Here is a 19,193-nt window from a genome sequence, read left to right as displayed (position 1 = left end):
TTAGATCTCGAGATTATCAATCAGGCGGGTCTTGCCAAGTTTGGCGGCCGCCAAAATGACCAACTCTTTCTTCGCCAGTAAATCATCGTTACTGGGTGCTAGTAAATCAGCGCGCTTACGAATCGCGATGTAGTCAGGCTGCCAGCCGCGCTGTGTCAAAGTGTCTGCAGTCTTTTTCTCAAGCTCACGCAGGGATTGATCCAGAGGCTGACCGGCGCGATGAATGGCATCCAAAACATCTAGCCGAAGTTGTTGCAGGCTGGCTTGCAAATGAGGGGCCTCAGCACGCTCGGCATCGCTGAGATAGGCGTTGCGTGAGGATAGCGCTAGGCCATCATCAGCCCGAATGGTTTCACCAGCGACAATCTCAACGGGCAAGGCAAATTGATGGGCCATCTGCCGAATAATCATCAACTGCTGATAGTCCTTTTTACCAAAGACCGCAACGCGTGGCTGTACGCAGGAGAATAATTTCAGGACAACCGTACAAACCCCTTTAAAGAACCCTGGACGGAACTCGCCTTCCAAAATATCACCCAACTGCTTGGGTGGATCAACGCGGTATTCCTGTGGCTCGGGATATAAGACCTTCTCAGTAGGGGCAAAGAGTACATAAACCCCTTCCTTTTCAAGCTTCTCGGCATCCGCCTCTAGAGTGCGCGGGTATTGATCAAAATCTTCATGGGGGCCAAATTGCAGGCGATTTACAAAAATACTGGCAATCACTGGATCCCCATGTTGCCTTGCAATGCGCATTAAGGAGAGATGCCCCTCATGCAAATTACCCATAGTAGGAACAAAGGAGGCGCGGTTTTGGCCACGCAACTGGTCGCGAAGTTCTTGAATATCGGTAACGATCTTCATGCGCTTGGGGTGTAGGCCAGTCGGACGTAAATGGGCGCGTAGGGCTCGGCTTGCGTGATCTCAATTAAGGATTCACGAGAGAGTTCGAGCATCGCAATGAAGTTCACCACGATCACCGGCACACCATTGCCTGACCGAATCGCATCTTCAAAGAGTTCGCTGAACTCGACAAAGCGGGTGTTTTGTAAGCGCCGCAAAATGCGCGTCATGAAGTCGCGCACCGATAATTGCTCACGCGTAATCGTATGGTGTTGATTGAGTTTGGCCCGATGTAACACATCGCGCCAGGCCATTTGTAAATCCTCAAGGTTCACCTCGGGCCATGTGACCGCAACGCTGGTATCGACATAACCATGAGCCACCTGAAAGTCACGGCCTACCTGGGGGATGCGATCGAGCTCTTGCGCAGCTAATTTCATCCGCTCGTATTCCAGTAAACGCCGAACCAGTTCAGCACGTGGGTCTTCGACCTCTTCATCGCTGTCTGCTTTTTTCATGGGCAAGAGCATGCGCGATTTAATCTCAATGAGCATCGCTGCCATTAAGAGATACTCAGCCGCCAGTTCAAGATTGTGATGGCGAATTTGGTCGATATAACTGAGGTACTGCTGCGTGACCTCGGCCATCGGAATATCGAGGACATTGAAATTCTGTTTACGAATCAGATACAGCAGCAAATCCAGTGGACCTTCGAAGGCTTCTAGAAAAACCTCCAGCGCATCGGGTGGAATGTATAAATCAGTTGGTAACTGAAACAACGGTTCGCCATACAGTTTGGCGAACGCAGAGCTTAAGCCATCAATTTTTTCTTCTGATGGACCATTGGGGAGCGGCTCGAGCTCCTCAGTCATTGCCATAGACGTAGGCGCGTTGCTTAACTTTAGCCAGTTGGTTGCGTCGGATCTCTTCGGGGCTCAGTGCAGGCTTATCCCACAATAGGGCACGACCTTCACGCTGTGCTTGTTCCAGATGGGGATTTTGAGACTTGAGTTTTTCTAAAAACAAGGTGGCTTGAGATTTATATTTCTTCATAAAATCAATAACTTATCTAATAAAACAAATTCCAATACCCTTCATTATTAACGATTTTTGGGGAGTCTTAGCGATTTAATTCGAGGAGAGTCTCGACCTGGGTTGGCTCAACCCGGGTCATTAAATGGCGATAGGGCTTGATGGCCATGTCGCTCTTTAACGATCGACGAATATCGCGCCACTGCATGGGTTCAATCGATAAAAATCCCTCAACTTGAGTAATAAGATTTGGTAAGACAGGTTTTAAGTACAAGCTCAAGCGACGGAAGGATTCTAGGATGACACTGCACACTTCATGTAGTTTGCTTGACCCTTGGGGATCCTTAGCAAGTTCCCAGGGCTTGTTCTCATCCACATAGGCATTGACCAGATCCGCGAGCTCCATAATTTGGCGTACTGCTTTTGCAAATTCTCGAGATTCATAAAGATCCGCGATCGAGTCACTCGCATTGGCAATCGATTCCAGTAAGGGATGCGTCATTGCTGTATCGGAAACCCGCCCCTCAAAGCGCTTGACCAAAAATCCGGCGGTACGACTGGCTATGTTGATGTACTTTCCCAAGAGGTCGCTATTCACGCGTGCCACAAAATCTTGGAGATTCAAATCAAGATCTTCCATGGTCGCATTCAGCTTCGTTGCAAAGTAATAGCGGAACCATTCGGGGTTAAGACCAGCTTCAATCACGCTGTTCGCAGAAATGAGCGTACCGCGCGATTTACTCATCTTCTCGCCATCCACAGTTAAAAATCCGTGAGCAAAAACATTGGTGGGTGTGCGATACCCAGAAAAATGCAAGGTGGCTGGCCAAAAGAGGGTATGAAAATACAAAATATCTTTACCAATGAAATGGTATTGCTCAGTCGTGCTATCAGGCTTGACCCAGTGCGCAAAATCGAGGCCCCGTTCCTTGCAGTACTTTAAGAAACTCGCGTAATAGCCAATGGGAGCATCAAGCCATACATAAAAATATTTACCAGGTGCGTCAGGGATTTCAAAGCCAAAGTAGGGTGCGTCGCGCGAGATATCCCAGTCCCCAAGTTTGCTATCGCCCTCGGTACCCACCCACTCTTTCATCTTATTTTTCGCCTCGATCTGCAGCGGGGTTTTCACCTGAGTCCAGTCGCGTAAGAATGCTTCGCAGCGCGGATCTGAGAGCTTGAAAAAATAATGATCCGAGACTTTGCGAACCGGCGTAGCGCCACTCACTACAGAATATGGATTCTTGAGATCGGTGGGCGCGTAGGTGGCACCACACTTTTCACACGAGTCACCATACTGATCAGCCGCTCCGCATTTGGGGCAATTGCCTTTGATAAAGCGATCCGGCAAAAACATTTCTTTGACAGGATCATAGGCTTGCTCAATCGCCCGTTTTTCAATTAAGCCGGCATCTCGCAGTTTTAGATAAATTTCCCGAGATAACTGCTCATTCTCAGGACTATCGGTGGTGTAGTAATGATCAAAGGAGATCAGAAAGTGATCAAAATCCCGCTTGTGTTCATGCCACACCTTGTCGATCAGCTCTTTGGGAGTAATTCCTTCTTTTTCGGCTCGTAGCATGATCGGGGTGCCGTGCGTATCGTCAGCGCCGACATAATGCACCTCATGGCCACACATTCTTTGGAATCGAACCCAAATATCCGTCTGTACGTATTCCACGAGATGTCCAATATGGATTTGGCCATTGGCGTAGGGCAGGGCGGAGGTGACGAGCAGTTGACGCATATCAATCATTCTTATTAAACATTGATTTTAGACTGCGGTTAAAGTGTATGGTGAGATACCGTGGGGTATCGATGATGGACAAAGATCAAACCACCGATGAGTAGGACTTCACAATCGACTATTGCAATGACCAATGCCTCGGTACCGGTAGTTCATGAGGTGGCAATTATTGATGAGCTGGGGCGTCAGAAAACAACTTTTATTCCGGGAGAGCGCTCGCTGACGATCTATTTGGATAAGCGGGAGGTGGTGACCCTCATGACCTTGGGTTCCGCGCCCGAGGCTTTGGTCTTAGGGTATTTGCGCAACCAACGATTGGTGGAGTCGGCTGAGGATATTGAGAGCATTCAGGTTGATTGGGAAACCGACTCAGCGGCGGTCAAGACCCGCCGAAGCACAGTCGATATTGATTCAATTACCAGTAAGCGGGTTGTGACTACGGGCTGTGGTCAGGGAACCATGTTTGGTGGGCTGATGGAGGATATGGCCCAGATTCGGCTGCCAGATGGTCCCAAGCTTCACCAAGCGGCGATTGTGGATCTCTTAGAGCAAATCCGGGCTCACGAAACCATCTATAAGAAAGCTGGCTCTGTGCATGCCTGCGCTGTATTTGAGCGCGCCGGAGATGATCGGGTCAGACTCTTACATCTGATTGAGGATGTGGGGCGGCACAACGCGGTTGATTCCATTTCAGGCTTGCTCTGGTTAGCCAAGCGCCAGGGTGAAGAGTTAATCTTTTTTACGACCGGACGCCTAACCTCGGAGATGGTGATTAAAGGGGCTCAGATGGGTATTCCCTTTCTGCTCACCCGTTCCGGAGTCACGCAGATGGGCTTGGAGTTGGCTAAAAAGACCCATTTAACCCTGCTCTCGCGTTGCTCTGGCAAGCACTTTGAGATCTACAACGCCCCAGAGCGTGTGGTTTTTCAGACACCCTAGACCTGAATGCGGGGCTTTATGCCCACTTGGGCACGAAAGTCTTACAATCCCGCCATGACTATTAAATCTGACCATTGGATCCGCCGGATGGCCGAAGGGGGCATGATTAGCCCCTTTGAGCCCGGCCAAATTCGGACGAACGCCGCAGGGCAAAAAATTGTGAGTTATGGCACATCAAGTTATGGCTATGACATTCGATGCGCCAATGAGTTCAAGATCTTCACCAATATCAACAGCACGATTGTGGATCCGAAGCAATTTGATGAAAAATCATTTGTGGATTTCAGGGGCGATGTCTGCATCATCCCCCCCAATTCGTTTGCCTTGGCGAGAACGGTCGAGTATTTCAAGATCCCCCGTAATGTGCTAACCATTTGCGTAGGCAAGAGCACCTATGCGCGTTGCGGAATCATCGTCAACGTCACGCCCTTTGAGCCCGAGTGGGAAGGTTATGTCACCCTGGAGTTTTCGAACACCACCCCATTGCCAGCCAAAATTTATGCAGGTGAGGGTTGCGCTCAAGTTCTTTTCTTTGAGAGCGATGAAGTATGCGGCACCTCCTACAAGGACCGTGGTGGTAAGTACCAAGGCCAACACGGCGTTACCCTACCCAAAACCTAAGCTATCATGAAATTTCGTTTCCCGATCATCATCATTGATGAAGACTTCCGCTCCGAGAACATTTCGGGTTCTGGCATTCGTGACCTAGCAGTCGCGATTGAGAAGGAAGGAATTGAGGTGATTGGTTTGACCAGTTATGGCGATCTCACCTCATTTGCGCAGCAAGCCTCGCGAGCATCATGCTTTATTTTGTCGATTGACGATGAAGAGTTTGATGCGGTGATAGATCCGGAAGATAGTGATCTTCCAGCAATTGCCAATCTGCGCTCGTTTGTTGTTGAAGTGCGTAAACGCAATGAAGACATCCCAATCTTTTTATATGGCGAGACCCGGACCTCGCGCCATATTCCGAACGATATTTTGCGTGAGCTGCATGGCTTCATTCATATGAACGAAGATACGCCGGAGTTCGTGGCGCGCCACATCATTCGTGAGGCCAAGGTCTATCTTGATTCCTTAGCGCCCCCGTTCTTTCGGGCTCTCACCCACTATGCCTCCGAGGGTTCCTATTCATGGCACTGCCCAGGCCATTCAGGAGGCGTTGCCTTCTTGAAGAGCCCAGTCGGTCGTATGTTCCATCAATTTTTTGGTGAGAACATGTTGCGTGCCGACGTCTGCAATGCGGTGGAAGAATTGGGTCAGTTGTTAGATCACACCGGACCCGTGGTGGCCAGTGAGCGCAATGCCGCACGTATCTTCAATGCAGACCATTTGTTTTTTGTCACCAACGGCACGTCGACCTCGAACAAAATTGTTTGGCACTCGACGGTGGCGCCGGGCGATGTGGTTCTAGTCGATCGCAATTGCCACAAATCGGTGATTCATTCGATCATGATGATGGGTGCGATCCCAGTATTTTTGATGCCCACACGTAATCATCTTGGCATTATTGGACCTATTCCAAAAGAAGAGTTTGAGTGGGCCAATATTCAGAAAAAGATTGCGGCCAATCCCTTTATCAAAGATAAAAATGTTGTGCCACGGGTCTTAACGATTACTCAAAGCACCTATGACGGAATTGTGTATAACGTTGAGATGATCAAGTCCATGCTCGATGGTAAGGTCGATAGCCTGCATTTCGATGAGGCATGGTTACCACATGCTGCTTTTCATCCTTTTTATCAGGACATGCATGCGATTGGCCAGCATCGCAAACCTCCACAAAAGAGCCTATTGTTCTCGACCCAGTCGACCCATAAATTACTCGCTGGCTTATCGCAAGCCTCTCAAGTCTTGGTGCAGGATGCTCAGGAGCGCAAGCTTGATCGAGATTGCTTTAACGAGGCCTATTTGATGCATACCTCGACCAGTCCTCAGTACGCGATTATTGCCTCATGCGATGTATCGGCAGCCATGATGGAGTCGCCAGGCGGCACCACCTTGGTTGAAGAGTCGATTGCCGAAGCCTTAGATTTTAGGCGTGCGATGCGTAAGGTCGATGAGGAGTTTGGCTCTGACTGGTGGTTTAAGGTTTGGGGCCCAGATCATTTGGCTGAAGAGGGCATTGGAACGCGTGACGATTGGATTTTGGAGCCCAACGCCTATTGGCATGACTTTGGTCCTTTAGCCAAGAACTTCAATATGCTCGACCCCATTAAAGCAACGGTGGTTACGCCAGGCTTGGATATCGAAGGTAATTTTGGCGAGATTGGTATTCCGGCAAGTATTGTGACCAAGTACCTAGCCGAGCACGGCGTGATCGTGGAAAAGACTGGACTCTATTCATTCTTCATCATGTTCACGATTGGTATTACCAAAGGACGTTGGAATACTCTGGTGACCGAATTACAGCAGTTCAAGGATCACTTTGATAAGAACCAACCTCTCTGGAAGGTGTTGCCTGAGTTTGTCGCCAAGCACCCCCGTTATGAGAGGGTTGGTCTGCAAGAGATTTCCGCGCAAATCCATTCTTTTTATAAGAGCCGCGACGTAGCCCGTATGACCACCGAGATGTACCTCTCGAACATGGAACCGGCGATGGTCCCGGGCGATGCCTGGAGCAAGATGGCCCATAAAGACATTGACCGAGTGCCGATTGATGAGCTTGAGGGTCGTATCACCGCCATGTTGGTGACGCCATATCCCCCGGGGATTCCGCTGCTAATTCCGGGTGAGCGTTTTAATAAAGCGATTGTGGATTACTTACGCTTTGCTCGTGACTTTAACCAACAGTTCCCGGGCTTTGAAACCGATATCCATGGCTTGGTTAAAAATGCCGATGGCAATAACGGTTACTACGTCGACTGCGTGCGCGCTTAAACGATTAATTACTTCTTTTCAGGTTGGTGCGGGCGCGTTTGATGGCTGCAATAACCTGCTTAGGGGCGGTGCCTCCCACGTGATTGCGGGAACCCACTGAACCCTTGGGGGTTAAGACCGCAAATACCTCTTGGGTAATTAATTTGGACTTGGGGTTTAATCCGCAAGCCTTAATGAGCTCCGCCAGACTGAGATCACTTAAGGCGCAATCTTTCTCGACGCAGCGTTTGACTGCATGAGCAACCGCCTCATGCGCATCCCGAAATGGCAATCCTTGTTTAACCAAGTAATCGGCCAGATCCGTAGCGGTTGCAAAACCCTCTTCGGCTGTCTGTTCCATGGTGGCCTCATTAACCCTGATGTGAGGGACCATATCCGCAAAAATTTGGATCGTTTGGCTAACTGTATCGACAGCATCGAAGAGCGGCTCTTTATCTTCTTGATTGTCCTTGTTATAGGCAAGCGGCTGGCCCTTCATGAGGGTAAGAAGAGCAATCAAATCACCATTCACTCGACCGGTCTTACCCCGCGCTAATTCTGGGACATCGGGGTTTTTCTTCTGGGGCATGATTGAGCTGCCGGTACAAAACCGGTCTGGCAAATCAATAAAGCCAAAGCGTGGGCTGAGCCACAAAATCAACTCTTCAGATAGTCTTGAGACATGCATCATGAGAATCGCGGCGCTTGCACAAAACTCAATTGCAAAATCACGATCAGACACTGCGTCGAGCGAGTTTTGACAGACCCCATCAAAACCCAGTGTTTTAGCAACCCGAGCCCGATCAATCGGGTAGCTGGTGCCAGCTAGAGCGGCAGCACCCAAAGGCAATTGATTCACTCGCGCCCGGCAATCGGCTAAGCGCTCTGAATCACGGGTAAACATCTCGTAGTAAGCGAGCAAATGATGCCCAAATGTGACGGGTTGAGCTACTTGCAGATGGGTATGACCCGGCATGATGGTGTTGGCATGTTGCTCCGCCAAGTTGAGAAATGCCTCGCGTAAACGTGTGAGATCCGCCAAAATCAAATCAATTTCACTTCTGAGCCATAAACGAATATCGGTGGCGACTTGATCATTGCGTGAGCGGCCAGTATGTAGACGTTTGCCCGCATCCCCAATCAATTTGGTGAGCCTGGCTTCAATATTGAGGTGAACATCTTCAAGGGCTAATTGCCAATCAAAGCGCCCAGACACAATTTCTTTTTCGATCTGCGCCATGCCCTTTTGGATGGCTATGAAATCAGCCTTCGAAATGATTTTCTGGGCAGCCAGCATCTCGGCGTGAGCCAGAGATCCCGCAATATCCACTAGGGCTAGGCGCTGGTCAAAGGCCAGTGAGGAGGTGTAGTGCTGAACCAGGGAATCGACGGGTTCTGTAAAGCGGCCAGACCACGCTTTGGATTTGTTGGCTAAAGAATTTTTGGATGAGCTCATAAACACAGTATATTGTGTGTCGTAACAGTTTATTTTAATTCTGAAGTTGCCCTATGAGCCCAACGCGTTTAGTTATTGCCTCTCGTGAGAGCAGGCTTGCCATGTGGCAAGCCGAACATGTTCAAGCATGTCTTAAAAAGTTGTACCCCAACTGCGAGGTCATCATCCTAGGAATGACCACCAAAGGCGATCAAATCTTAGATCGTGCCCTCTCCAAGGTGGGAGGCAAGGGCCTCTTTGTGAAAGAGCTAGAAACTGCCCTGGAGGATGGTCGTGCTGATCTTGCCGTTCACTCGCTAAAAGACATACCGATGGTGATGCCAGAGGGCTTTGATCTGTCATGCATCATGGTGCGTGAGGATGCGCGCGATGCCTTGGTATCCAATGACTATGCCAGCTTGGCTGAGTTACCCGCAGGAGCAGTGGTTGGTACCTCAAGCTTGCGGCGTGAAGCGATTATTCGGAGCCAATATCCTCATTTACGGGTTGAGCCATTGCGCGGTAATTTAGATACGCGGATGGCTAAGCTTGACCGTGGTGAGTACCAGGCCATCATTTTGGCCGCTGCAGGCTTAAAGCGCCTAGGGATGGGTGCTCGCATTAAAGCTTTGTTACCCTACGACCCCCACACCCCAGCTGCGGGCCAAGGGGCATTGGGCATTGAAACCTTGAGCGCACGTCCCGATGTGAAAGCTTGGCTGGCGCCTTTAAATGATTTACCAACCGCCCTCGCAGTGACTGCCGAGCGGGCGGTGTCACGTAAATTAGGGGGCTCGTGTGAGGTGCCTCTGGCGGCTCACGCACAATGGCAAAACTCGCAAGAGCTCTCGATGCGCTCGTATGTGGCTAGCACCGATGGTCGGCAAATTTGTTTGGCTTCTGGTTCGCGTGCAATCAGTAATTATCAAGAAGCGGAAGCGTTTGGCTTAGCGATTGCCGATGATTTGATTTCGAAGGGGGCGGCAGCCTTATTGCCGCACTAAATCCGTGAAGGCGTTTGAACCGGCGATTATCGTAACCCGACCGACCGGTCAAGCACGCCGCTTAACTGAACTAATCGAAGCAGCTACGAAGGCAGTTAATTCATCGGTGCGGATCATGAGCCTACCCTTACTGACGATTATTCCAAAAAATGATTTAGTGCTCTTAACGCAGTTACGCACAGCCCTACAACGCGCAACTCTGATTATTTTTGTGAGTCCCAATGCGATCGAGTGCGCCATGCGAGCCGTCGATGATGCTAACTCGTCCTGGGAGCAATTAGTGAACCCTGGGGTCAGGATTGGGGTGGTGGGGCAGAGCAGTCAAGAGGCGCTGATCCGGCACGGCCTAGCCGAAGAGTCGATCTTGGTTCCCGCCCAGGATGAATCGGACTCTGAGGGTTTATGGAAGGTCCTTCAAACCAACATCAGCGCCTGGCCTAAGGAATCCGTTTTGATCATTAAGGGCGAGGGAGGTCGTGAGACCCTGATCGAGCAACTTCGCTCAGTTAGTGCTGGGCTTGAGATTCTATCGATCTACTCGCGTGTTCCATTAGATCTTGCCAGTCCATTGTGGCAGTCGTGCGCCGAACTTGATCCACGGCATACTTTATGGACCTTAACATCCTCTGAGGCAGTGCGCCATTTGGGTGAGCGCTGTAAAGAGGTGAGTCGAATTCCAAGACTGGCGATTGAGAGTAGCTCGGCCTTGTGCAGTCACGCCAATATCGCACATGCGGCACAGCAGATCGGCTTTAAAAATATCTCGGTTTGTGAGCCGCGGGACGAGTCGATTAGTCACTCTGCGGCTGCTTGGCTAGCAGAGCAGGTAAAAAGATTTCCATGACCAGTAAAGGATGGCCATTGAGTTGGTAGAGTGTGCGTCTGGCCCAAACGCGTTTGGGGAGATCTGCATAACGGCGCTGGCAGGCTTTCCACTCCGGATGATGATGGTCTAAACGAACGATTTGCCGAATGGGGCGAAAGCGTCCTTTGAGAACTTTGGCAAATAAAACCGCGCCCAAGGGTTTATGACCCAGTTTCAGAATCCTGTGGTTACTACCAATGGAGCTCGTGATGGGTAATACACTACGCGCCATCACAATTGGTTCGCCCCGATCGCACAGCAAAATCTCACGAATGCGCGAGCGATTGATCGGGCGTCGAAAGAATTTTTTTTCGGATGCAACTAGATTTTGTTTGCAATCAGCAAGGATCTGCAACTCAAGGTGACGATCTTCGGGGTAGAGAAGTGCCCTCTCGAGTTTGCGTGTGAGCGATCCAGTATCGCTTAACCATTCTTGTAATGCCAATGGAGCACCCAAAGGTGCTCCATGGTTAAGTTGATGCCAGGTCGATGGGGAGCGAGACTTCCGCCACAACATACAAGGCGCTAATTAATGCTGACGCGGGCTATTTTGAAATGAGCCTGTACGGGAACCAAAGCGCGGCCCTGAACTTTTGCGAGCCTGTCCCCCAAACTTGGGCTTACTGCGTTTAGCAGCCCCAGGGCGATGATTGGGTTTATGTGCACTTGGTTTTTGTTGGGGCTCAAGACCTGCAATTTCTGCAGCAGCCATGGGTTGCTGAGTAAATCGCTCAATCGCTCTAATCTTAACGCGATCACGATGCTCGGCCAGTGTAATGGCGATACCATTGCGTCCAGCACGACCAGTACGACCAATGCGGTGCGTATAGTCCTCAGGTTTCATGGGCAGACCAAAATTGATCACGTGACTGATTCGGGGTACGTCAATTCCACGCGCAGCGACATCAGTGGCAACCAAAATACGGGTTTGACCTTTACGTAATGAATCGAGGCGACGGTTGCGAACGGCCTGTGGCATGGCGCCATGCAAGGCACTCGCTTGATAGCCATTGGCACGCAAGGTGTCGGCAATCTTTTCGCTTTCCACTTGGGTGCTTGCGAAGACAACTGCTTGATCGAGCTCGGGGTCGGAGAGCAGGTGCTCCAACAAACGATGCTTATGCGCCATATTGTCAGCCCAATGGAGTTTTTGGGCGATATTGGCATGCGCTTCACCGGCATGGGCAAGCTCAATCCGCTTAGCATCCTTAGTCAGATTTGAGGCAAGGCTCATGATGCGTGGTGCGAATGTCGCTGAGAACATCAGTGTTTGGGAACGGCCTTTGCAACGCTCATCGATTGCCTCAAGATCTTCAGCAAACCCAAGATCAAGCATGCGATCGGCCTCGTCGACGACTAGGCACTCAACTTGATCTAAGCGAATAGCACGAGAGTTAAATAAATCTAGCAAGCGACCTGGAGTCGCTACGACTAAGCTCGCACCCTTAATCGCTTGGATTTGCTTGCCATAGGGCATACCGCCCATGATGGTAGCAATCCGTAGGCTCTTAATGCCACGCGCAAGATTAATCGCATCGGTGGCAACTTGTTGGGCGAGTTCGCGGGTTGGGCACAAGACCAAGATCTTGGGCTGAGCGCGACCAGGCACAGGGCTGCCATGGGGGTTAGCTAGAACGAGTTGATGTAGAAGTGGCAATAAAAAGGCAGCGGTTTTGCCGCTTCCTGTTTGGCTGCTCACCAATAAATCACCACCCTCGAGGGTCGCAGGAATAACCTGTGCCTGTACGGGGGTGGCTTGGGTATAGCCGAGCGCCTCAATGTTCTTGAGTAAAGGCGCAGCTAAGTTCAATGAAGCAAATGAATGATTCGTAATTTCAGCAGAATGTGACATGCAATACCCATCCTCTTACAGGATGGTCTCCGGTTGTGCGCCTGGTTTATGTAAAGGCGCGATGGTCAAGGGCATCGACCATCAGACAAGCGGCAGCGGGGTAAAAACCAAAACGCTGAAAAATGTAAATTGCTGGGGACGATGTTTCAAAAAGCCCTCCATTATGACACGTTTCCTGTTTATGATCTAGTCATGCTGGATTGGATGAATTTGACCCATGTGGGCGTCGTGCAGTTGCCGACCTTTATTCTGGGCACTATCGCGATTGTTTTATTGCCGGGTCCAAACTCCCTTTATGTCCTGACAGCCTCATCCAAGCAGGGCTGGAGGGCCGGGATGTGGGCATCATTGGGCATTGTGGTGGGCGATTCGATTCTCATGGTGGCCATTGTTTTGGGGGCCGCATCGCTCTTACAGAATTCTCCTGGCCTTTTTATGGCATTACGTTGGCTAGGAGCCATTTACTTGCTGTGGCTGGCTTTGGGTTTGATGCGTGCGGCCTGGCATCGCCTTCAAAACCGATCTTTGCAGAAAGATGACCAAACAAACTCGATGCGACTCATGCAAATGCATCCATTTGTGGCGGCGCTCGGTTTATCGCTCACGAATCCAAAAGCCATTTTTTTCTTTATCTCCTTCTTTACTCAATTTGTCGATCCGCAATTTGCCAATCCGGCCCTGAGTTTTTTATACCTCGCCATTATCTTGCAGGTGATTAGCATCACCTATTTGGGTGCACTGATTTGGCTTGGTGAAACTCTCGCGCACAGCATTGAGCGTCATCCGCAATGGGCGGCTATGCTGTGGTTTGGGGTCGGCATCCTATTTATCTATTTTGCATTACGCTTACTAATGGGTAGTTAAGTTCATACAGCATTGGAGAATCCTAGTGACAACAGTTCTAGAGAAGGCGATATTGGGCGGTGGGTGTTTCTGGTGCCTTGAGGCGGTCTATCAGCGGGTTCAGGGCGTTACGCATGTGATTTCGGGCTATGCAGGAGGTCATGTCGAAAATCCAAGCTATGAGGCGGTGTGCTCAGAGTCGACGGGTCACGCCGAGGTTGTTCAAATTGAGTTTGATCCCGCCATCATTTCGTATCGGCAGTTGCTAGAGATTTTCTTTGTGATTCATGATCCAACCACATTGAACTACCAGGGCAATGATGTTGGAACGCAATATCGCTCCGTGATTTATGCGCTCAACGAGCAGCAATTACAAATTGCTAAGGAGCTAGTCAAAGAGCTTGAGGAGCAACGGCACTTTTCTGATCCGATTGTTACGGAAGTGATTATGGCCCCCGTTTTTTATCCTGCGGAAGACTACCATCAGAACTACTATCGCAATCACCCGTTTCAGGGCTATTGCATGGCAGTTGTAGGTCCCAAGGTCAGTAAGTTCAAAAAAACCTTCGCATCCTTATTGAAGGATTAAAGTTCTGTATTAAGGCGCTAGGCGACTAATGCGCCATGTCTCTTGAGCCTTGGTATACAAAATGCGATCGTGCAAACGTGAGGGGCGGCCTTGCCAGAATTCAATCCTCTCAGGTTTTAGGCGATATCCTCCCCACTGGGCTGGTCGCGGAGGGTTTTCTCCAAATTGTTCTTTAAAGCGTCGCTCTTCTTGTTCTAAAAAAGCACGACTTTCAATTTCTCGGCTTTGGGGTGAAGCCCAAGCGCCGATGCGAGAGGCTGGGGGGCGTTGAAAAAAATAATCATCACTCTCAGCTGCACTCAGTTTGGAGACAATGCCATTAATTCGTACTTGGCGTTCTAACTCGTGCCAATGAAACAGCAGTGCCGCTTGCGGGCGGTTTGCGAGCTCTTGCCCTTTTTGGCTATCGTAATTCGTAAAGAAACAAAAATCGCCTTGGCTGATTCCTTTTAACAAAACCACCCGGGCTGACGGCGTGCCTGATACATCCGCTGTCGCTAGTACCATTGCATTGGGCTCTGGGCACTCTGCCTGACTAGCTTGCTCAAACCAGGTTTCAAACAAGATGATCGGATCTAGAGGCAGCTCATGTTCCGATAGTTGCCCTGCGGTATAGTTTTTCCGTAAATCGGCTAGGTTTTTACTGATTGAGCTCATGGATTGAGTATAAAGAGAGCGTATGGCAAACGAAAGAGTAGTTGACCCAGGTATTTGTCAGACCGATGAAATTGCAGATCGACGATTTGCCGGGGTGGCCCGTCTTTACGGTGAGAATGCCTTTAAGGCCTTTGGCCAGGCCGCCGTCGTGGTGATTGGTTTGGGTGGGGTTGGTTCGTGGGCTGCTGAGGCCTTGGCTCGCTCAGCCATTGGGCATTTAGTCTTAGTGGATTTTGATCACATTGCCCCAAGTAATGTGAATCGTCAGTTGCATGCCATCGAAGGAAGCTTTGGGAAGGCCAAAGTGCTGGCCATGGCTGAGCGTCTTCAAGCAATTAATCCAATGATTACGATCACCATGCACGATGTGTTTGCAGAGCCAGCTAATTTAGAGCAGATTATTCCAAAAGACTCTTTTGTTCTGGATGCCTGCGACGATGTATCGGCGAAGGTAGCGCTCGCTAGTTTTTGTAAACATCAGCGGATTCCTTTGGTGATGTGCGGAGGGGCAGGCGGGAAGGTCAACCCACGTTTCTTAAATGCGGATGATTTGGCTAAAGCCACACACGATCCTTTATTGGCAAAAATTAGGGCTGAGCTCAGAAAAAACCATTCCTTCACCAAGGATCTTAAGTTGCCGATGGGGATTAGGGCGGTTTACTCTGCAGAGAATATGCGTGGTGACGGAAGTAGTGGGCTGGCTTGTTCGGGTTATGGCTCTACAGTGAACGTCACCGCCTCTTTTGGGTTTTTAGCTGCCGCAGAAATCTTAAGTGCAATCCAGAGTCAAGTCTTAGATTGATGGCTAAGTAATTGTTTTTGAACAATTATTTTCATATCACCGGTATGTCAACCCTTTTTAATGGCTAAGCGTTAAAGGAATAGTCTTTGAAAAAGCCATTCGTAGCTACATTGGTTTTTCCTAGGCTGTTGTATTTCCGTAGGAGACTACGTTTATTAATTTTTACTTTGGAGTTTTACATGAAAAAGATCGTTGCTATGTTAGTTGCTGGTTTGTTCTCTGCTGGTGTTTTCGCTCAAGCTGCTCCAGCTAAGAAAGACGAGAAGAAAGATGCTGCTAAGCCAGCTGCTGCTGCTCCAGCTCCTGCTGCTGCTCCAGCTCCAGCCAAGAAGTAATCCTTTTTGTCTAAGAGAACCCCAGCTTGCTGGGGTTTTTTTTATCCGAAATTAGCCCAAAATGACTAGGGCTATCCCTGTAAGAATTTACGGATTTTTCTGTAAGCAACTATTTTTATTATTGCAACATGCATTGATAATTCAGTAGATTCTCAAAGTTGCTTAGTTATTAATTTCGTTCTTGATACTTCTATAGTTTTTAAGCACTAGTTTCAATCGTATTCGCTCCATAGACTTTCATGCGGTGGCGTTGTGCCACCGTCATCATGAAAGGAGTTCTCTTGGAGAAGAATGAAGAAGGCTTAAAGCGCCATCTCAAAGTCAGACACATTCGATTAATGGCTTTGGGTTCGACCATTGGTGTCGGATTATTTTTAGGATCTGCCACCGCAATTCAAATTGCAGGACCATCGATTTTGCTTGCCTATTTTTTAGCTGGCATGGTTGCATTCGTGGTTTTGCGAACCTTGGGTGAAATGGCTGTTCATGAACCAGTGACGGGATCATTCGCCACTTATGCCAATACCTACGTTAATCCCTTGGCTGGATACATGGTGGGTTGGGGGTATTGGACCTATTGGGTGGTGGTGGCCATTGCAGAAGTCACCGCAGTTGGTATCTATATGGGGGTTTGGTTCCCAGATATACCGCAATGGATTTGGGCACTCTCTTCCATCATCCTCATGGGGCTGATTAATCTCATTGCTGTCAAAGTATTTGGTGAGTTTGAGTTTTGGTTTGCGCTCATCAAAATTATGGCGATTGTGCTCATGATTGCACTGGGTTGTTCGGTCATCTTCTTTGGGTTTACCAATGATTGGGTACCGATGGGATTGGGAAATCTTTGGCAGCATGGCGGATTTTTCCCGAACGGCTTTAGTGGATTTTTGCTCTCCTTGCATATGGTGTTGTTTGCCTATGTCGGGATTGAAATGATCGGCCTATCGGCGGGCGAGGCACAAAATCCAAAACAGACGATTCCGATGGCCATTGATTCGCTCATTTGGCGCATCCTCATTTTTTATCTAGGTGCACTAATGGTGATTCTGGCTATCTTTCCCTGGAATGAAGTAGGTCAGCAAGGCAGTCCATTTGTAGCGATGTTTGAGCGCATTGGTTTACGTGAGGCCGCGGGTATTGTTAATTTCGTGGTGATTACCGCAGCCTTATCTGCTTGCAACGCCGGTGTATTTAGTGGCGGACGCTTGCTGTATGCACTATCAGCCAATGGGTATGCACCAAAACCATTTGTAAAGCTGTCAAATAGTGGCGTTCCGCATCGCGCTGTGATTGGAACGGTTTGCGTACCAATGGTGGGTGTAGTGCTTAACTATTTTGTCCCTGAGAAGGCATTCCATTACATGATGGCAGCCGTTACTTTTGTGGGTCTGATGGTTTGGATTTCCATTCTGTATACGCACTATCGCTTTCGGGCAAGTCTAAGCAAGGACCAGCTTGCCCAGCTATCGTATCGCGCTCCGTGGTGGCCATATTCCAGTTGGTTTGCATTGGCCTTCATTGCGCTCGTCATTGTCTTGATGAGTTTTCATGAGGATGCGCGCATGGCATTGATTGTGGGTCCCATCTTATTAACCATTTATTTAATCCTGTATTTCGTATTGGGGATTGATAAAAAACACGTACTTCAATTAGGAGAGCAAAAATGATTATTGGTATTCCAAAAGAAATTAAGAACAATGAGTTTCGAGTGGGCCTTACCCCCAGTTTGGTGAGCAGTCTGACGCGGCAAGGCCATACAGTGCTAGTGGAACAAAATGCTGGGGCACAAATCGGCTTTGCTAACGAGCAATACGAAGCAGCTGGAGCAAAATTAATGGCAGATGCTAAAGCGGTCTTCGCAGATGCTGAGTTGATTGTGAAGGTGAAAGAGCCGCAGCCACAGGAGTGTGCGATGCTTCACGAGGATCAAACTCTCTTTACCTATTTGCATTTGGCCCCTGATCCTGTGCAAACGGAAGCGTTAATCCAGTCCAAGGCCATTTGCATTGCGTATGAGACGGTGACCTCATCGAGTGGCGCACTGCCACTGTTGGCACCCATGAGTGAGGTGGCTGGAAGGATGTCCATTCAGGCGGGTGCAGCGCATTTGGAGAAATCCAAAGGTGGCTCTGGATTGTTGTTGGGTGGTATCCCTGGGGTTGCTGCTGCAAAGGTATTGATCTTGGGTGCAGGCGTGGTCGGACGTCATGCCTTACAAATTGCAGTTGGTATGGGCGCACACGTGAGCATCATGGATCGCGATTTGGATCGACTGCGGCAGATCGATGCACTCTACGGTAATCGGGTGCAAACCCTATTCTCTGATCAACAGAGTATTGAGAATGCAGTGAGAGATAGTGATTTGGTGATTGGTGCAGTGTTGCTGCCAGGTGGCTCAGCACCTAAATTGGTAACCAAGGCCATGATCGGGCAGATGCGAGCTGGATCTGTGTTGGTCGATGTGGCCATTGACCAAGGCGGCTGTTTTGAGACCTCACGACCCACTACCCATGCGGAGCCCACTTATGTAGAGCATGGAGTAATTCATTATTGTGTGGCCAATATGCCCGGTGCGGTTGCGCGGACATCCACGATTGGCTTAACCAATGCCACCTATCCATTCATTGAGCAGATTGCTAATCTTGGAGTGATAGAAGCATTGCGCCAGAACACGCATTTAAGGAATGGCTTAAGCGTCTATCAAGGGCAACTCACTTCCGCACCGGTCGCCCGGGCGCAGAAGCGGTCGTATGTCTCAGCGGATGAGGCTTTACTACGCCCCGATTTAGTCGAGGTCTGTGACTAAAGAGGCGAGTGTTTCATGGGGGAGGGTTTCGACATGCATGGGGTATCCCTTGTGGTCGCAACCCACCATCATTTGAGCACCGGCCTTGAGTGCCTCTTTCATGGCGGGTGTTAATGGAATGCGCAGGAAGTGCACGGCCGAGGTTTTCTCGGTCGTTGCTCGTTCTAGATCTTCGTCGGCAATCGCATAGACCCGTGGCTGACCTTCAACTTCAATAAAAATCCGATCTTCCACTCCGACTAATTTAGCCAGTGCTACGCGACGATCTGCCTCATTGGGGTACTCAATCATCATGGTTACCTTGAAGTCTGAACCACTGGGTACCATTGGATTGTAGGCATCCAATTCATCTTGAATACCTTCGTCTTCGAAGGTTTTCTCAACGCGCAACATCTCTTGAATCTGATAACGCATTAAGAACTCGTTTTCAAAAATCAGTGTGAGATGCTCACCCAAGTGAACGGTACGCAGTTTGCGTTCCGCAATGGCGCGCGCCCTCATTTCGGGGCGTGCTTTGTGATAAGCCTCAAGGCTTAATAAACTATCGCGAGTAATTTTTCCCATTTCAATTGATCCTGTTGTCAT

The 19,193-nt window shown here is 49.4% G+C and carries 20 protein-coding genes; 11 read left to right on the top strand and 9 right to left on the bottom strand.

The annotated features are described in order from the left end of the window. From panC to metG, 4 genes are all read right to left on the bottom strand, one after another. A complete protein-coding gene (panC, locus tag AOC32_RS07710; protein ID WP_108508902.1) occupies window positions 1-864 on the bottom strand; it encodes a pantoate--beta-alanine ligase in 864 nt (287 codons plus the stop codon). After that, on the bottom strand, window positions 861-1,715 hold the full coding sequence (locus AOC32_RS07705; RefSeq protein ID WP_407675555.1) for a segregation and condensation protein A: 855 nt from the start codon (window positions 1,713-1,715) through the stop codon (window positions 861-863). The genes panC and AOC32_RS07705 overlap by 4 nt, the downstream gene beginning before the upstream one ends. Then, the gene (locus AOC32_RS07700) at window positions 1,708-1,896 is read right to left on the bottom strand and encodes a DUF3460 family protein (RefSeq protein WP_108508900.1); all 189 of its coding nucleotides are present in this window, start codon (window positions 1,894-1,896) and stop codon (window positions 1,708-1,710) included. Before AOC32_RS07700 ends, AOC32_RS07705 begins: the two co-directional genes overlap by 8 nt. Window positions 1,897-1,963: 67 nt before the next feature. Next, window positions 1,964-3,622 (bottom strand): methionine--tRNA ligase, encoded by a 1,659-nt coding sequence (metG, locus tag AOC32_RS07695; protein ID WP_407675539.1) that lies wholly within the window; start codon window positions 3,620-3,622, stop codon window positions 1,964-1,966. A 126-nt stretch (window positions 3,623-3,748) separates the two neighbouring features. Between metG and AOC32_RS07690 the strand changes: the two genes are divergently transcribed. The 3 genes from AOC32_RS07690 to AOC32_RS07680 are packed head-to-tail and all read left to right on the top strand — an operon-like array spanning window position 3,749 to window position 7,441. Next, window positions 3,749-4,561 (top strand): formate dehydrogenase accessory sulfurtransferase FdhD, encoded by an 813-nt coding sequence (locus AOC32_RS07690; protein ID WP_108508898.1) that lies wholly within the window; start codon window positions 3,749-3,751, stop codon window positions 4,559-4,561. A 54-nt stretch (window positions 4,562-4,615) separates the two neighbouring features. Further along, on the top strand, window positions 4,616-5,182 hold the full coding sequence (dcd, locus tag AOC32_RS07685; RefSeq protein WP_108509393.1) for a dCTP deaminase: 567 nt from the start codon (window positions 4,616-4,618) through the stop codon (window positions 5,180-5,182). Between the two features lie 6 nt (window positions 5,183-5,188). Further along, the gene (locus AOC32_RS07680) at window positions 5,189-7,441 is read left to right on the top strand and encodes an arginine/lysine/ornithine decarboxylase (protein ID WP_108508897.1); all 2,253 of its coding nucleotides are present in this window, start codon (window positions 5,189-5,191) and stop codon (window positions 7,439-7,441) included. A gap of 4 nt (window positions 7,442-7,445) precedes the next feature. On the opposite strand, the gene argH is transcribed toward AOC32_RS07680, so the two are convergent. Further along, on the bottom strand, window positions 7,446-8,876 hold the full coding sequence (gene argH, locus AOC32_RS07675; RefSeq protein ID WP_108508896.1) for an argininosuccinate lyase: 1,431 nt from the start codon (window positions 8,874-8,876) through the stop codon (window positions 7,446-7,448). A gap of 53 nt (window positions 8,877-8,929) precedes the next feature. Here argH and hemC point away from each other — a divergent pair, with 53 nt between their 5' ends. Further along, window positions 8,930-9,859, top strand: coding sequence for a hydroxymethylbilane synthase (gene hemC, locus AOC32_RS07670; RefSeq protein ID WP_108508895.1), 930 nt, complete (start codon window positions 8,930-8,932; stop codon window positions 9,857-9,859). A gap of 4 nt (window positions 9,860-9,863) precedes the next feature. Next, window positions 9,864-10,703, top strand: coding sequence for a uroporphyrinogen-III synthase (locus AOC32_RS07665; RefSeq protein WP_199908500.1), 840 nt, complete (start codon window positions 9,864-9,866; stop codon window positions 10,701-10,703). Here AOC32_RS07665 and AOC32_RS07660 read toward each other — a convergent pair. Together AOC32_RS07660 and AOC32_RS07655 are read right to left on the bottom strand one after the other, a co-directional pair. Beyond that, entirely contained in the window at window positions 10,651-11,241 is a 591-nt protein-coding gene (locus tag AOC32_RS07660) for a chorismate--pyruvate lyase family protein (protein ID WP_108508894.1), read from the bottom strand. The genes AOC32_RS07665 and AOC32_RS07660 overlap by 53 nt on opposite strands. Window positions 11,242-11,253: 12 nt before the next feature. Beyond that, a complete protein-coding gene (locus AOC32_RS07655; RefSeq protein ID WP_108508893.1) occupies window positions 11,254-12,576 on the bottom strand; it encodes a DEAD/DEAH box helicase in 1,323 nt (440 codons plus the stop codon). A 141-nt stretch (window positions 12,577-12,717) separates the two neighbouring features. Here AOC32_RS07655 and leuE point away from each other — a divergent pair, with 141 nt between their 5' ends. Together leuE and msrA are read left to right on the top strand one after the other, a co-directional pair. Beyond that, a complete protein-coding gene (gene leuE, locus AOC32_RS07650; RefSeq protein ID WP_199908499.1) occupies window positions 12,718-13,440 on the top strand; it encodes a leucine efflux protein LeuE in 723 nt (240 codons plus the stop codon). A gap of 25 nt (window positions 13,441-13,465) precedes the next feature. Further along, window positions 13,466-14,008, top strand: coding sequence for a peptide-methionine (S)-S-oxide reductase MsrA (gene msrA / locus AOC32_RS07645; protein ID WP_108508892.1), 543 nt, complete (start codon window positions 13,466-13,468; stop codon window positions 14,006-14,008). A gap of 9 nt (window positions 14,009-14,017) precedes the next feature. Here the strand turns inward: msrA and pdxH are convergent, their stop codons facing one another. Next, the gene (gene pdxH, locus AOC32_RS07640) at window positions 14,018-14,665 is read right to left on the bottom strand and encodes a pyridoxamine 5'-phosphate oxidase (RefSeq protein ID WP_108508891.1); all 648 of its coding nucleotides are present in this window, start codon (window positions 14,663-14,665) and stop codon (window positions 14,018-14,020) included. A gap of 22 nt (window positions 14,666-14,687) precedes the next feature. Here pdxH and AOC32_RS07635 point away from each other — a divergent pair, with 22 nt between their 5' ends. The 4 genes from AOC32_RS07635 to ald all read left to right on the top strand — a co-directional run bounded on the left by AOC32_RS07635 (window position 14,688) and on the right by ald (window position 18,608). Continuing rightward, entirely contained in the window at window positions 14,688-15,467 is a 780-nt protein-coding gene (locus tag AOC32_RS07635; protein WP_108508890.1) for a tRNA threonylcarbamoyladenosine dehydratase, read from the top strand. Between the two features lie 179 nt (window positions 15,468-15,646). Next, window positions 15,647-15,802, top strand: a complete 156-nt coding sequence (locus tag AOC32_RS09815; RefSeq protein WP_199908498.1) for a hypothetical protein — start codon at window positions 15,647-15,649, stop codon at window positions 15,800-15,802. Between the two features lie 239 nt (window positions 15,803-16,041). Continuing rightward, window positions 16,042-17,469, top strand: a complete 1,428-nt coding sequence (locus tag AOC32_RS07630) for an amino acid permease (RefSeq protein ID WP_407675538.1) — start codon at window positions 16,042-16,044, stop codon at window positions 17,467-17,469. Continuing rightward, on the top strand, window positions 17,466-18,608 hold the full coding sequence (gene ald / locus AOC32_RS07625) for an alanine dehydrogenase (RefSeq protein WP_108508888.1): 1,143 nt from the start codon (window positions 17,466-17,468) through the stop codon (window positions 18,606-18,608). The genes AOC32_RS07630 and ald overlap by 4 nt, the downstream gene beginning before the upstream one ends. On the opposite strand, the gene AOC32_RS07620 is transcribed toward ald, so the two are convergent. Then, window positions 18,588-19,193: a DUF3501 family protein gene (locus AOC32_RS07620; protein WP_234409731.1), complete on the bottom strand. Its 606-nt coding sequence runs from the start codon at window positions 19,191-19,193 to the stop codon at window positions 18,588-18,590. The two genes, ald and AOC32_RS07620, sit on opposite strands and share 21 nt — an antisense overlap.

Origin of the sequence: Polynucleobacter acidiphobus (assembly GCF_003065385.1) — a bacterium.
Taxonomy (GTDB): Bacteria; Pseudomonadota; Gammaproteobacteria; order Burkholderiales; family Burkholderiaceae; genus Polynucleobacter; species Polynucleobacter acidiphobus.
Note: the sequence above shows the minus strand (reverse complement) of the source record. Positions and strands in the feature narration are given on the sequence as shown.

Excerpts from the sequence above, each read along its gene's own strand:
- panC (WP_108508902.1), bottom strand. The coding sequence starts at position 864 with ATGAAGATCGTTACCGATATTCAAGAACTTCGCGACCAGTTGCGTGGC.
- AOC32_RS07705 (WP_407675555.1), bottom strand. The coding sequence starts at position 1,715 with ATGACTGAGGAGCTCGAGCCGCTCCCCAATGGTCCATCAGAAGAAAAA.
- AOC32_RS07700 (WP_108508900.1), bottom strand. The coding sequence starts at position 1,896 with ATGAAGAAATATAAATCTCAAGCCACCTTGTTTTTAGAAAAACTCAAG.
- metG (WP_407675539.1), bottom strand. The coding sequence starts at position 3,622 with ATGCGTCAACTGCTCGTCACCTCCGCCCTGCCCTACGCCAATGGCCAA.
- AOC32_RS07690 (WP_108508898.1), top strand. The coding sequence starts at position 3,749 with ATGACCAATGCCTCGGTACCGGTAGTTCATGAGGTGGCAATTATTGAT.
- dcd (WP_108509393.1), top strand. The coding sequence starts at position 4,616 with ATGACTATTAAATCTGACCATTGGATCCGCCGGATGGCCGAAGGGGGC.
- AOC32_RS07680 (WP_108508897.1), top strand. The coding sequence starts at position 5,189 with ATGAAATTTCGTTTCCCGATCATCATCATTGATGAAGACTTCCGCTCC.
- argH (WP_108508896.1), bottom strand. The coding sequence starts at position 8,876 with ATGAGCTCATCCAAAAATTCTTTAGCCAACAAATCCAAAGCGTGGTCT.
- hemC (WP_108508895.1), top strand. The coding sequence starts at position 8,930 with ATGAGCCCAACGCGTTTAGTTATTGCCTCTCGTGAGAGCAGGCTTGCC.
- AOC32_RS07660 (WP_108508894.1), bottom strand. The coding sequence starts at position 11,241 with ATGTTGTGGCGGAAGTCTCGCTCCCCATCGACCTGGCATCAACTTAAC.
- AOC32_RS07655 (WP_108508893.1), bottom strand. The coding sequence starts at position 12,576 with ATGTCACATTCTGCTGAAATTACGAATCATTCATTTGCTTCATTGAAC.
- leuE (WP_199908499.1), top strand. The coding sequence starts at position 12,718 with ATGTTTCAAAAAGCCCTCCATTATGACACGTTTCCTGTTTATGATCTA.
- pdxH (WP_108508891.1), bottom strand. The coding sequence starts at position 14,665 with ATGAGCTCAATCAGTAAAAACCTAGCCGATTTACGGAAAAACTATACC.
- AOC32_RS07635 (WP_108508890.1), top strand. The coding sequence starts at position 14,688 with ATGGCAAACGAAAGAGTAGTTGACCCAGGTATTTGTCAGACCGATGAA.
- AOC32_RS09815 (WP_199908498.1), top strand. The coding sequence starts at position 15,647 with ATGAAAAAGATCGTTGCTATGTTAGTTGCTGGTTTGTTCTCTGCTGGT.
- AOC32_RS07630 (WP_407675538.1), top strand. The coding sequence starts at position 16,042 with ATGCGGTGGCGTTGTGCCACCGTCATCATGAAAGGAGTTCTCTTGGAG.
- ald (WP_108508888.1), top strand. The coding sequence starts at position 17,466 with ATGATTATTGGTATTCCAAAAGAAATTAAGAACAATGAGTTTCGAGTG.
- AOC32_RS07620 (WP_234409731.1), bottom strand. The coding sequence starts at position 19,193 with ATGACAACAGGATCAATTGAAATGGGAAAAATTACTCGCGATAGTTTA.